Raw genomic sequence first — 13,574 nt, 5'->3', positions numbered from 1 at the left:
AAATCCAACTCCATTCTTTTTATCTTAGCAATAAAATTATAATGGATAATTTATGTATTGGGGAGATGTTTTTACATCTCCTTTATTTTTTTGCTACCTTTGCCTACTAAAATTATACTCTAACTATCAATCTGTATTTTTATACCTCTTGCAACCTTTTTGCTGAATATTATGAACTTTATCAGGCATAATAAAGTTAAAAGGTGGTGATAGTTAATGAAGAAATTCAGTATTTTATTATTAGTAATATTATGTTTATCATTTAATATAGTTAGAGCACAGCCTAAAAATCAAGCTAATGCCTTTAAAGAAGGAGTTTATAAAGCAGCTGATTTTAATTTTTCACCAACTAATCGTTATACGATTAAAAATATTTCCCCTAAAGATAATGTTTACCTGCTCCTTTTTGATGAGCATCAACTTACAATACAATCTATACGATTAGATCCGAATTCAGAAAAATACAATTTGCTACCTCTTAAACCTGAATACAGAATTGTAATAGTCGGTAACGGAGAAGTATTTATCGCTTAAGGACACTTTTTATAGTGTCTTTTTATTTTATTGAATTCTATGCTTAATCCACTTATCTCCCCTAAGTCTTACACTATACATTATTCCTCTAACAAGCCAATCTGAAAACATTCCTATCCAAATGCCTAATACTCCAAATTTAAGTACAACTCCTAATACATATCCTATAAATATTCTAAATATCCACATACCAATAATGGCTGTGACCATAGTATATCTTGTATCCCCAGCACCTTTAAGTCCTGCTGATAATACAAATGATATTGGCCAAATTATCATAGCTATGCTATCTGCCCTGATTAGCCTTGCTGAGAGTGCTATTATCTCACTATTATCTGAATATAACGACGCCAAAAAGGGTGCTATTGGAAGCACAATAATACCTAATATCACTATGCATACTGTGGAAAATTTGGTTAAATATATTAAAGTATTCTTTGCTCCCTTTATATCACCTCTGCCTACATATTGTCCAACTAATGTTATAGCCGCTAGCGCAAAAGAATTTCCTAATACATTTATCATGGATGCGATAGACATACCTATAGTATTAGATGCAATTGATGTAGTTCCCATAGTAACTATAAATATCTGAACTATAAATTTCCCTGCATTAAAGAGTACTTGTTCAACTCCAGCTGGTATCCCAATATTAAATATACTTTTTTGTATTTCGGTTTTAAATTTAAATGGGAATACCTTTCTTAATCTTATATAAGTCGTACCTTTTATTAATATAAATAAAATTATAATTGTGCCTATTAGTCTCGCAATTCCTATAGCAAGTGCTGCACCCAGTATACCAAAAGATTCTATATGTATATTTATGCCTAAAATATTAATATTCAATCCAATAATTAAAATAAAACCTAATATCAAATTAATAATATTCATAAAGATTGTTATGTACATTGGTGTTTTCACATCGCCACAACCTCTTAATATTCCAACTGAAATTTGCTCTATTGCAATAAACGGATATGTTAATAGAGTGAATTCAATATATATTTTAGCATATTGTTTTACTAATTCTGTTGCAGACCCATAAAATGAGTTAATTAAAGTTTCTCTAAATACCCACATCAATAAAGTTATTATAGCAGCTAAAATAATACCAGATACTAATGCTTGTTTTACAGTCTCATTTACTTTGCCGCCATTATCTTTCCCAATATGTTGTGCTACTACAACGGTTGCTCCAACTGACAAGGATGCAAAAACAGAAATAAATACGTTGTTCATTGAATCAACCATACCTATAGCTGCCATGGCCTCTTCTCCAATATAACCAGCCATCATTGTATTACATACTCCTAAGAGTATAATAAATAATTGTTCTACCATTAATGGTATAGCCAATCGCAAAACATTTCTTCTAATAATCATTATTAAATAGCATCTCTTTTCTTAATAACCCTTTTAAAGTTATTTTCATCTATAGTATCTACATTATACATCTTAAATCACAAAAAATAAAAAGAGTCTCTATGATTTCAAAAATTAAATTATCATAGAGATTCTTTTTAAATTTAAGGTATAAAATTTATGGTATTCTTTATCCACATATTTTCAGTTAATCTTACACTTGATAAATCTACTATTCTTTAATTAACGAATATGCAGATATATATTTGATTTTTCTGGATAGCATTACTGAAATCAGGAATGCAAATACAGGAAGTCCTACTACAATAATTATTAACATAGCTATTGGTATGCTAAAACTGATTTTCATGATACCAAGTCCGCTTAACAAAACTGCTAAAATTGAATTCATATATCTAAAACCTATCAAGGAGCCAATTAGTGTTGCTACAAATGTTGTGGGCATAAAACTAAGTGCTGTCTGAAAGATTAATTGCCTCGTGGTATATCCCATAGATTTTAAAATACCCATTTCCTCTTTTTTGCGTACTATAACTGTCTTAATTAGCAAATATAGAATCATAACTACAAGCAAAGCAGTAACCAATAAAATTACTCCGCACATAATCCCAATGACATTTACAAAGACTCCTATTGCACTGTCTGCAGATTTCACATAATCCATACTTCCTACAATATTATTGTTATACTTTTCTGTCATTTCATCTATGAAGTCCCCAGTCTCGCTCTCATCATTAAGATATACATATAAATTGGTGGGGTCAAATTTTTCATTGATTTGCTTAAAGCCTTTTTCTGTTATCTCTGCCGCTTCTCCATTATAATTTACCGACTGAATTAATCCTGTAATTAAATACTTTGAAGAATTACCACCATAAGATAAGGTTATGGTGTCTCCAACTGTAAGGCTGGAATTTTTTGCAGTTGTACTTCCTAGTGCAATTTCATTTTCATGAATGGGATTCCTTCCTTCATAGCAAATGTCATTATCCATAAGAGAATAATCCTCAGTAATAAATAAGGGTAATTTTTCATCTTCAAAAATAGCATTATCCTCATTATAATATAGCACCTGCTTTACTTCTGACATATTTTCAATGTCTGACTTCACTATTTCATTATCCCCATTAGCAAATGATAAACTTACTGAAGGCATTTCTTCTGTAATTGCCTTCATAAATACTTCTGTTTTAATAACTGAATTATAAAACATAGTACCTGCAAAAATAGTTGATAAAGTAACTGCAACAATTACTACAAATAAAAGAATATTTTGTCTCACATTTCCACATAGATTTTTAAGAGCAAGAATAAAGTTTACATTTCCTTTTGTTTTTTCTATAGGAAAATGATTTTTTCTAAAGTTATGAGTTGCTATACCTCCTCGAAGTGCTTCAATAGGCTTCAGCTTTTTGATTTTTCTTGCAGATAAATAAGAAATAGTTGCAATCATACCCAATATAAATGCTACAGTAACTAATAATGCTGAAAAAGAAAACCCCTGTATCCAAATCAAACCAGTCTGAGAATTAAAAGACGATTCCAATGCAGGAAGTAATCCATAAGACAAGATGGAACCTAATACAATTGTTATAGCCCCAATGCCAATATAAGGGGTAATCATAACAAGAATAATCTGTTTTCCTGTATAACCTAATGCCTTTAATGCTCCCATATTCTGCATTTCTTCCTCAATGCTATTATTGATTCTGAAATTACTTACCAAAAGGCTTACAATAACAATCAACATGGCAAATGCAATGAATATCAAAGCTTCCATATTAGCTAACATGGTTCTTGACTGTTTGCATACATCATAATAGCTGCTGAAATAAGATCCCTGCATCTTTCCATTTATAAGGTCTGATACTTTCGAAGAAATTTCCCTGCTATCTAAAATATTCTCCGCTTTTGCTGACACCGTTATAGCCTTTTGTGAAACATCAACCTGGTTATCTAATTTTCTATAACTATCTTCCGGCAGATAAACACCTGTAATTAAAAGACTCCTTGTTCCATATAATATATCTTCTACAAAACCTGCAACTGTAAAAGTATAGTTTGTATCTTCAACTTTATAGTTATATTCATCCCCAATACCATAACCTCCTCCTGCCTTCATCCAATAAGACAAATAAATAGGATTTGTTACCGATTCATCCGAATCTCCCTGAATACTTAATTCATTGAAGGTATATTCATCATCCATATTATAAAATACATTAGGCATGTTCATTTCATTACCACTATACTTCACTGAACCGTTCATTAAAATACAATCTCTGGTTTCTGCCTGAGAAACACCATCTATCTTTTTAACTCTATCTAAAAATTCATCCTGGTAATCATACTTCATCATTGTTACAAAAATATCAGCAGCATTCAATTTTTCCCATTTTTCATCGAAAGACTTTCCAAAATTAAGTTCTGTTATAACCCCTAGATGAAATATACTGGCTGCAAGTATAAGAATTAATCCAAAGGATATAAACTGCCCTTTGTTTTTACGAATCTGATTAAATGCTAAGATACGAAGTTTCTCCATTCTTACCACCCCATCTCTTTTAAGAATGCATCCAGTTTTTCTCGACGTTTTACATCTTCACCTACATATTTTTCCAGTATACATTCTCCACAAACAACTCCATCTTTTAAATATATTATTCTGCTACCACGCAAGGCTGACTTAATGTCGTGAGTAACCATGACAATACTCTGTCCATCATTATTTACATCCGTCATAACATCTAATACTGCACCTGAATTATTAGAATTCAATGCCCCTGTTGGCTCATCTGCAAATATAACAGTCGGTTTATTAATTAAAGCTCTTACGATTCCGGCTCTCTGCGCCTCACCACCAGAAACTTGCGAAGAAAACTTTGCCTGTGTTATCTCTGGAATATTTACTTTTTCGAACAGTTCTTTTGCGCGTTCCACTAGCTCTTTTTTATTTTTATTAACAAGGAGTCCACTTGTCAAAACATTATCTAATAAGCTCATTTTATCTAACAAATATAACTGTTGAAAAACGAATCCACAGTTTTTCCTTCTAAAAATAGCAAGTTTATCCTCTGAATATTTTGAAATTTCTTCCCCAGAAAAATATATTTTTCCCAGTGTTGGTTTATCCATTCCTGAAAGTGAATACATTAATGTGGATTTTCCTGCTCCTGAAGATCCCATAATAACCGTAAAATCTCCTTCATAAATCTCCACATCTAGATTTTTTAAAATGTGCTGCTGTACGCCACCATTTGAAAATGTCTTACATAATTTATCCGTATATAAAATTCTATTTTGCATTTAATTATACCTCCGCCTTTTTCTGATGCTTTTACTGTACCATTTCACATCCTTAACGGTCTTTATCCAATCCTTAATTAATCCTTAATTAATATGTTTAAAGAAAAAACCTTTACACATTCGGGGTAAAGGCTCTCCATTATTAAGTTTCTTAAGCCAGTTTTAAAAAAATCGTAATCAAGAATCCTTTTACCGTATTTTCAGGAACTAATTCGCCCTCCATTTTTTCCATGAAGTATTTTGAAACATATAATCCAATGCCAGAACCAGTCTTTCCTTCACCGTTTTTGCCTCTATAATATTTCCTCATAACAAACAGGATTTCCTCTTCACTTACACCGTCTCCATCATCATGAATATGTATCTGTAAAAATCCATCTTTTAATTCAAGAGTAATCTCAATTTGAGTCTCCGCATATTTATATGAATTGCTAATAATATTATCAAGAACTTGCTGCATACGAATTTTATCACATAGGATAATACAGTCTGGAATTATAAATGCCTTTACCTTATGATTATGGTCAGCACCATCTATCATATCTCTTAAAACGTTACTCTCTTCTTCTGTTGGCACAACCTTCAGCTCGCTAAGTTCTTCCAATGTGCTGTTGAATAAGTTAGTCGTTAGCAATTCGATTTGATCTGCCTTTTTCCAAATGGTATTCAGTTTTTCCTGTTGTCTCACCTCAGTTGCCTGTACTGCCATAAGTTCTGCAATTACTTTAATGGAAGCAAGGGGTGTCTTAATATCATGGCTTAAAGATACAACAAGTTCTTTTTTACTTTCATTTGCTTTTCTTTCACTTTCTCTAGCTTTCATAAGTTCTTCACGCATAATATCAAAACTTTGAGTAAATGCCCCAAGAACATTACCTCTATCCATGTCAAGGGGTATATCCAGGTTCCCCGCTGCTACATTCCCTGCAAACCTGTTAAGTTTATGAAAGGGTTTAATAATTCTCTGGTTAAGATAAATCATATATGATGCCGTTATTCCAATCAAAATAATAAAACTAACCAAAAGGCAAAGTAATATCTTATTTTTCACTTCCTGTATTTGATTTTGAGTATTATTATAAATAATTAATTTCCCAACTGTTTTTCTATCAATATCAATATCAACAATGGTATCCTGTTTTTTTATGGCCTCCTGTAACTTTTCATTCAATCCTTCTGATGATGTCATCATGACATTATCATTATTATCTACAATAACAAAGTCAAATCCATAATCTTTACCACTGTCAAACGCTTCTTCTAAATCCAAATACCAATTTGTTTCTGCTGTCATCAATACATCATTCACATCAGTAATATGGAGCTCATCCGTGGAAATATGATTCAAAGTCAAGCCTAAAGCAATGCCAAGGCACAGGAATACACCAATTATGCTAATTACTATTTTCTTAATATTCATGATAAATCCTCATAAATATATCCTCGTCCCCAGGCAGTTTTAATACGTGCCGGTGCGTTTGGATCCATTTCTATCTTTTCCCTCAAATGCCTTATATGTACATTCAAGGTTCCATCTCCTGTTATAATATCCTTCCATACATTTTCAAATAGTTCTTCCTTTGGGATAATCCTTCCCTTATTTTGAATTAAATAAATAAAGAGCTTATATTCCATTGCTTTTAACAAAACTTCTTTTTTATTTACAAAGATCTTTCCAAGTTTATAATCAACCCTCAGATTCTCATTTTCATAGTTATCTTCTGTGTGTTTCGAAACAGTATTCTGATACCTTTTTAAAACAACTCTAACTTTTGCCAGTACAACACTTAATGTATACGGCTTTTTGATATAATCGTCTCCTCCTATATTTAAAGCAATTAATACATCATCATCACTACTTCTCGCACTAATAAATATAATTGGGACATCTAAACTTTCACGAAGCTTTTTACACAATTCAAATCCAGAGGAACCTCCTAGATTAATATCCAGTAAAATTAAATCCACTGAATTTTTCTCTAAAAAAGCCAAGCATTCCGAGGTTTCAGTTACATATTCAGTGCTCACATCAAACATGTTAAAATATTCGCTTGTATTTTCTGCCAATTCTTTTTCATCATCGACAATCAAACAATTGTAATGCATGTGTACACTCCTTCCTTATAGTACATATTTTTCTATAACTTCTTTTACTGCCCCTTGATCATAATCATGTTTGGTTACATAATCTGCTTGTGCTTTTAAATCATCTGCTGCACAAGTTACACAAACCCCTAAGCCTGCCGCTTGAATCATCTTTTCATCATTATAATTATCACCAATTGCAATCGTATCTTCTGTATCTATATCTAAATAATTAGCTAACCACCTAAGTCCAAATCCTTTATCAATACCTAGTGTATTGAATTCCAAATAACGATTTGATGAATAACTAGCACAAACTTTTAATTTCTCAATATCTTTTTGCAAATCATTTTCAATAGATTTCAAATAGACGACATCTTTTTTCTCGTATAAAATCTTAGCAATTTTATCACCCTTTAAGAAATCAATATTATCTACTTCCATTACCTTAAACGGCGCTTTTTGAGCTGTTTTACGTTCTACTTCATCAGAATTTGCATTATAAATATAGCACATATCCATTGTAAATATTAATACGCAGACATCATAATTCTTTGATAATTTAAATAATTTATTTGTTTGTTCAAAAGAAATCCCATTGAAATTTAAAATACGATTATCTTTATTTTCAACAATTAATGCACCATTAAAACAAATGGAAAATTCCCCTTCTTTATCATAAGCATCAATTTCATCTAGTATTTGTGGAATCATATTAAATGCTCTCCCAGTTGCTGGAACAAATTTTATGCCTTTTTCCCTTGCTTTTTTTATAGCTTGTACATTTTCAATAGGAACATGATGATTCACCAATAACGTTTCATCTAAATCTGATAATATTAATTTATACATATATACTTTTCCTTTCTTTATTCTTTTGTTTCGCTACTACTCTATTTTATCAATTATCCTTACTTGAATAGATCTCTTCATACATAACAATCTGAAAACACGTCTTCATATAAGCTCTTTTATAAATCATATCATTTTAAGACTATAAATTCTCTATACACACAGAAAATTCTACTATAATAATTACTATCTAAAAGACCACGAAGTGACTAACTAAAGTCTCACCTTTACCTAAAGGTTTATTCTCATCATAATCTTCAAAAGTAACCATATCATTATCTTCAACATTTTCTTCCCCACCGATATCAGGGATTTTCTCTTTTTCCTTCTTTTTATTTATCCTCTTATTTTTATTAGTTTCCAACCGCATAGGAATTTTATCTTGTGACTTATTATGAGTCTTGTCCTTACTCATATTATCAACTTTGTTACTATTATTACTTTCTAAGTTATCTTTAGCCTGGGGTTTAACAACTTCAACTTCATTTTGACCTATTTTATTTTCAGATTCTTGATTTTCATTATCATATATCTCTTTTTTCAGATCTTCTTTTACCACTATTTCCTTATTTTTTACCTCTTCATCTTTAGACTTTATTTTTTCTTGCACTTTAATGTTTTGATGTTTCGCAAAATTCTTAACTCTATAAACATTAACTTCATTAAGTTCAACCATTTCTAATTCTATAAATGTATCTAGGGCTAACTTAATTTGTCTACAGTCTCTATTAAATTCTATTGCTAAGGTTTCAATAGTATATGGCATGTTTTTTGACATATATAAATCGCCTTCCAAATTAACCTTACCAGCTAAATTTATAAGTCTACTCCAAATATACTGAATAAGATCCCTTTCTGGCCTTGTATCAATTATTTTTAATTTTATACCGTCATACATATCAATTCTTATTTTTACGACTTTCCTTTGTCTCATAATAATCACTCCTAATGATATCTCGTGTACTCGCGTGTACACGGATTAATTTTTTCTATTGTCTTTCTACTTTAGATATATGCTTTACTTAATATTATTACAGTAAATTGAATGATTTTTTTCCATTAAATTTCTACAAGTTTTTTGCAAAGGCTTTTATATTTGGCAACTTGAACTTATCCAGCCAGTTAATACGAGTCGGATTTCTTTTTAATTGGATTTTACAGAAAATAAAAAAGATTCATACTTTCCTGCACATGAACAAAAGAAAAAGTAAAAGTCTACAACCCTTTATTTTATAAGGATTGTAGACTTATTATTTATTCAAACTTAACTTATTTCAATTTTGCATATTTGTGGCTTATACTTTATTTTTTATTTCAAAGTTTTATATTGGTTTATTCTCAATAGGATATCAATGAGATAAATAGTAAATTCCTTTTCCAATATGTTCTCCAATACCAATCAATGAATTAAACATTGAAGCTATAATTCCAATACCTATTACAATAAAAAAGATTATACCTATCTGTTGCTGCTTTACTGATAGATTATTATAAAATTGTTTAATTGCTTCCATAATATTTATATTGTTTAAAGTAGTAGAGTGCTTTTTCTTTTCTTATTGATTGTAACTTACTTGAAAAACACATATTTTCTCCCCCTTAACCTTTTGATATTAAGTTATCACAAGCGCTTCTATATTAGTACCAACATACTGTTGCTTATTGTAAACTTTAAGTTGCAATTTACAATTACTATGGGCTTTTAAAATTAGAGTGACAATTTCAATTATTCTTAACTATATTCCTTATGTAGCTCATCAACTGATATACAGATATTTCTCCATTTTTAATGCCTTCTACATAATATCTCTTTTGTCGCTACGGTAGCTATTTTACCACATAGAGCCTTTAGAATACCTCTAAAATTATAGTGAAAATATAAAGAAGGTAATCACGATATATACCAAATTATATATCATAACTACTTTTTCGGAAAAATGTTAACACTAAAATATTTCTAAAAGCGCTAAAAAGTAACAATTGTTGTAATTACTCATATTATGTAATGAAAGCAAAGTAATAATGGAGGTATAAATAATGAGTTTTTATTACCAAGAAAAACCACAAAATTCACGAACACATGAAACAGATGAAGAATACAAAGAAAGGACATTCTGGAGCGGTTGCGATTATTTTGACAAGCCTGATAAATACGATGAATGTGATAATGACAGCTATAAATGTAAAAAGCACTGTCCTCAAGGGCCTCAAGGTCCTCAGGGTCCTCAGGGTCCTAAAGGTCCTCAAGGCCCTAAAGGTCCTCAGGGAGCTCAAGGCGCTCAAGGCGCTCAAGGCGCTCAAGGTGCTCAGGGTGCTCAAGGTGCTCAAGGCGCTCAAGGCGCTCAAGGTGCTCAAGGTGCTCAAGGTGCTCAAGGCGCTCAAGGCGCTCAAGGCGCTCAAGGCGCTCAAGGCGCTCAAGGCGCTCAAGGCGCTCAAGGCGCTCAAGGCGCTCAAGGTGCTCAAGGAGCCCAAGGTGCTCAAGGAGCCCAAGGTTCTCAAGGTTCTCAAGGTGCTCAAGGTGCCCAAGGCGCTCAAGGCGCTCAAGGTGCTCAAGGTGCTCAAGGTGCTCAAGGTGCTCAAGGTGCCCAAGGTTCTCAAGGACCTCAAGGTGTTCAAGGGGCTCAAGGTATTCAAGGGCCTCAAGGTTCTCAAGGACCTCAAGGTTCTCAAGGTGTTCAAGGACCTCAAGGCGCTCAAGGCGTTCAAGGGCCTCAAGGTATTCAAGGACCTCAAGGTGCTCAAGGACCTCAAGGTGCTCAAGGACTTCAAGGTGTTCAAGGACCTCAAGGTGCTCAAGGACCTCAGGGCGTTCAAGGACCTCAAGGTTCTCAAGGACCTCAAGGTATTCAAGGACCTCAAGGCGCTCAAGGTATCCAAGGTTTCCAAGGACCTCAAGGTGCTCAAGGTGCTCAAGGCGTTCAAGGACCTCAAGGTATTCAAGGACCTCAAGGTGCTCAAGGCATTCAAGGTTCCCAAGGACCTCAAGGTGCTCAAGGACCTCAAGGTGTTCAAGGACCTCAAGGTATTCAAGGACCTCAAGGTGCTCAAGGTATTCAAGGTGTTCAAGGACCTCAAGGTGCTCAAGGACCTCAAGGTATTCAAGGACCTCAAGGAGCTCAAGGTGCAGGAGCCATGACCCTTTATTTAGCAGCCTTTCCAGTTACCGCTAATGATTTCGTTGGACTAGGAACCACATCAACTAGTTTTATACGAAATACTATAGTCGTACCACAGAATGCAACTATTACAGGCCTTGTTTTAAATGTTCGTGATGAACCTTTAACTTCAACTCAAACAGTATCGGCCCAAATTATTAGAAGCACAAATTGCGGAATTAGTTTTGCAGGTACTGGAATTATAGCAACGGTAACAGGGCCAAATAACTCAACAACTCCAAACTGTTGTAATTTTATAGCCGCTAGTCTTCCAGTTAATCAATGCAACCTATTATCTGTACAAATTACCAGAACTGGTAGTAGTGCAGCTTTAGAAAATGGTGTATCAGTTACAATCTTATTTACTCTTTAATAATAGTATAAAAAAGTCATGCTTAATAATGACTCAGAGTGTCGATAAAGTTGACACTCTGTTCTTATATATATTATACCTTCAAGTAACCAATAGTGATGCTCTAATCATTCTAGTTAATTTCTGGCAGCACAATCACTTTCTCCTTACATGAAGAACAAAACTTGGCATACTGGATACAACTTTCTAATGAATCCTTAGGCTCCATCGGCCACCATCGGATTGCTCCCAAAGGTGCCATGGATGCAAAAGTCTCAATTTCTTCAGGAATACGCCCTACAACCACTACTTCCAAATCTCTAAAATTGGTTTCTATGCCATTTTTAATGGTGTCAAATAATTGGTTATGATTAACTAAAGGACAAGAGTGTGGAATAGGAAACAACATTGAAACTCTTGATGAATCTTCATTAATTATATGGACAGATTTACGTTCAGGATTATCTGTCGTTATCTCCCATACACGACTATATGGAACATACTCTGGTAACCCCAATTGTTTCACTCTTTCATGAATTCTTTCACCATAATAACTGTTTAGTTCTTTTACCAGGATTTGTATCTGATTATTCCTACTAAAAGTAGAGTTATCCCCATTTTCATTCCTATATTGTATATAGAGTAAATCAGGAACGGCTACATACTTAGTGCAAAGAAATGATCGAACTAACAGGTCATAATCATCAGCGACTAATAGTTCTTCACGATGGCCCCCAAGCAGATGATAACACTCTTTAGTCCATGCACGAGGATGATTTGGCAAACCAGCTAAATGACGTATGGCACTTGCATTTATGACAGTGTTTCTTAGTACATTTTGCCATCGATTCATTTCATTCACCCAAACTCGATAATACACACCATATCCAAAGGCACAATCCCAACCATACCAATGTTCGCGATTGCTCTCTACATACACCTCTGTACAATCCCCAAATGCAAAACCGCATTCAGGATGCTTCTGAAATGCATAGACTATTTTCTCTAAACAGTTAGGAGTTAGCTCATCATCATGATCTACTTCTACTAAAATATCCCCTGTACATAGACCTGCTGCATACCGTTTAATTGACCCAATATATCCACTTCGCGAATCTTGGCGATATCTTCTCACACGAGGGTCATCTAGAGTTAATAAATCTTGATTATATGTGGCATCTTCATCACCGGAATCATCTACAATCACCCATTCCCAATTGGGATAGGTCTGATTCAATAGAGAACGGTAAGGACGTTGGATTTTTTTTTTGGATTTGTAGGCAGCTGTGAAAATTGACACCAATGGAGTGTCAGAAGAAAAATTAGTCTCTGGTATTGTTTTATTTTCAGGGAGGGGATCCGTCAGTTTGAGCCAACAGTAAAATAAATGATCTGGATGAATATCTGCTGGAGATTTATAATGTAACCAACGTTTTCTCTCATGATAGGGTAAGTTATACAATGTTGTAAATTGTTCTTCTCTTGCTCCCAATGAAACATATACACGAGGATTTTTAGGATTTATATTTAATAATGCATCATCAGGTTCATACTGTTTCACCGTGATGCCGGCTTCATCAAGTCTTTTTAACATTTCTTCAAATCCATCCCATGAATTCTTCCTTGAAACAAATAGATGAATTACTAATAACGGAGTATTATTTGATGACATGTTCATCCCCCTTTAAAATATCTACATACATAAACTTATAGTATGATAAATAAATGTAGAAAGTGATTTGAGGTAAGTTATGAAAGGTAGCCTTTATACAAAAGCAAACACTCAATTAAATATTGGAAAAATTTTTCTTTCATGTACCAAACATCTTTTTCCTTAATAATTCCTTACATATTTACTAATTTAATTAATCCCCTGTAATTTTATGTTAAAATTACCATGCAAC

The 13,574-nt window shown here is 33.1% G+C and carries 12 protein-coding genes; 3 read left to right on the top strand and 9 right to left on the bottom strand.

Translation table 11 applies throughout. The annotated features are described in order from the left end of the window. The first annotated feature begins 216 nt into the window (after nucleotides 1-216). Nucleotides 217-534 (top strand): hypothetical protein, encoded by a 318-nt coding sequence (locus CLVI_RS07800; RefSeq protein ID WP_106059561.1) that lies wholly within the window; start codon nucleotides 217-219, stop codon nucleotides 532-534. Nucleotides 535-561: 27 nt separating this feature from the next. Here CLVI_RS07800 and CLVI_RS07795 read toward each other — a convergent pair whose 3' ends face one another. The 8 genes from CLVI_RS07795 to CLVI_RS17655 all read right to left on the bottom strand — a co-directional run bounded on the left by CLVI_RS07795 (nucleotide 562) and on the right by CLVI_RS17655 (nucleotide 9,677). Next, nucleotides 562-1,920 carry an MATE family efflux transporter gene (locus tag CLVI_RS07795; RefSeq protein ID WP_106059560.1) on the bottom strand — a complete coding sequence of 453 codons (1,359 nt, stop codon included), beginning with the start codon at nucleotides 1,918-1,920 and terminating at the stop codon, nucleotides 562-564. A gap of 211 nt (nucleotides 1,921-2,131) precedes the next feature. After that, nucleotides 2,132-4,465 carry an ABC transporter permease gene (locus tag CLVI_RS07790; protein ID WP_106059559.1) on the bottom strand — a complete coding sequence of 778 codons (2,334 nt, stop codon included), beginning with the start codon at nucleotides 4,463-4,465 and terminating at the stop codon, nucleotides 2,132-2,134. Between the two features lie 2 nt (nucleotides 4,466-4,467). Then, nucleotides 4,468-5,226: an ABC transporter ATP-binding protein gene (locus CLVI_RS07785; RefSeq protein WP_106059558.1), complete on the bottom strand. Its 759-nt coding sequence runs from the start codon at nucleotides 5,224-5,226 to the stop codon at nucleotides 4,468-4,470. Nucleotides 5,227-5,377: 151 nt separating this feature from the next. Next, nucleotides 5,378-6,646, bottom strand: coding sequence for a HAMP domain-containing sensor histidine kinase (locus CLVI_RS07780; protein ID WP_106059557.1), 1,269 nt, complete (start codon nucleotides 6,644-6,646; stop codon nucleotides 5,378-5,380). After that, nucleotides 6,643-7,332, bottom strand: coding sequence for a response regulator transcription factor (locus CLVI_RS07775; protein WP_106059556.1), 690 nt, complete (start codon nucleotides 7,330-7,332; stop codon nucleotides 6,643-6,645). The genes CLVI_RS07780 and CLVI_RS07775 overlap by 4 nt, the downstream gene beginning before the upstream one ends. Before the next feature lie 15 nt (nucleotides 7,333-7,347). Next, nucleotides 7,348-8,163, bottom strand: a complete 816-nt coding sequence (locus tag CLVI_RS07770) for a Cof-type HAD-IIB family hydrolase (RefSeq protein WP_106059555.1) — start codon at nucleotides 8,161-8,163, stop codon at nucleotides 7,348-7,350. 190 nt (nucleotides 8,164-8,353) lie between these two features. Further along, the gene (locus CLVI_RS07765) at nucleotides 8,354-9,097 is read right to left on the bottom strand and encodes a phage replisome organizer N-terminal domain-containing protein (protein ID WP_106059554.1); all 744 of its coding nucleotides are present in this window, start codon (nucleotides 9,095-9,097) and stop codon (nucleotides 8,354-8,356) included. Between the two features lie 415 nt (nucleotides 9,098-9,512). Beyond that, nucleotides 9,513-9,677, bottom strand: coding sequence for a hypothetical protein (locus tag CLVI_RS17655; RefSeq protein ID WP_207655341.1), 165 nt, complete (start codon nucleotides 9,675-9,677; stop codon nucleotides 9,513-9,515). Between the two features lie 641 nt (nucleotides 9,678-10,318). Here CLVI_RS17655 and CLVI_RS07760 point away from each other — a divergent pair. Both CLVI_RS07760 and CLVI_RS17830 read left to right on the top strand, forming a co-directional pair. Further along, a complete protein-coding gene (locus CLVI_RS07760; RefSeq protein ID WP_242980617.1) occupies nucleotides 10,319-11,299 on the top strand; it encodes a hypothetical protein in 981 nt (326 codons plus the stop codon). After that, on the top strand, nucleotides 11,296-11,691 hold the full coding sequence (locus CLVI_RS17830) for a hypothetical protein (protein WP_242980615.1): 396 nt from the start codon (nucleotides 11,296-11,298) through the stop codon (nucleotides 11,689-11,691). Before CLVI_RS07760 ends, CLVI_RS17830 begins: the two co-directional genes overlap by 4 nt. 112 nt (nucleotides 11,692-11,803) lie before the next feature. Here the strand turns inward: CLVI_RS17830 and CLVI_RS07755 are convergent, their stop codons facing one another. Continuing rightward, nucleotides 11,804-13,342 (bottom strand): glycosyltransferase, encoded by a 1,539-nt coding sequence (locus CLVI_RS07755; RefSeq protein ID WP_106059552.1) that lies wholly within the window; start codon nucleotides 13,340-13,342, stop codon nucleotides 11,804-11,806. Between the last annotated feature and the right edge of the window lie 232 nt (nucleotides 13,343-13,574).

Origin of the sequence: Clostridium vincentii, from assembly GCF_002995745.1 — a bacterium.
Classification (GTDB): Bacteria; Bacillota; Clostridia; order Clostridiales; family Clostridiaceae; genus Clostridium; species Clostridium vincentii.
This window is presented reverse-complemented; position numbering and strand designations above follow the sequence as displayed.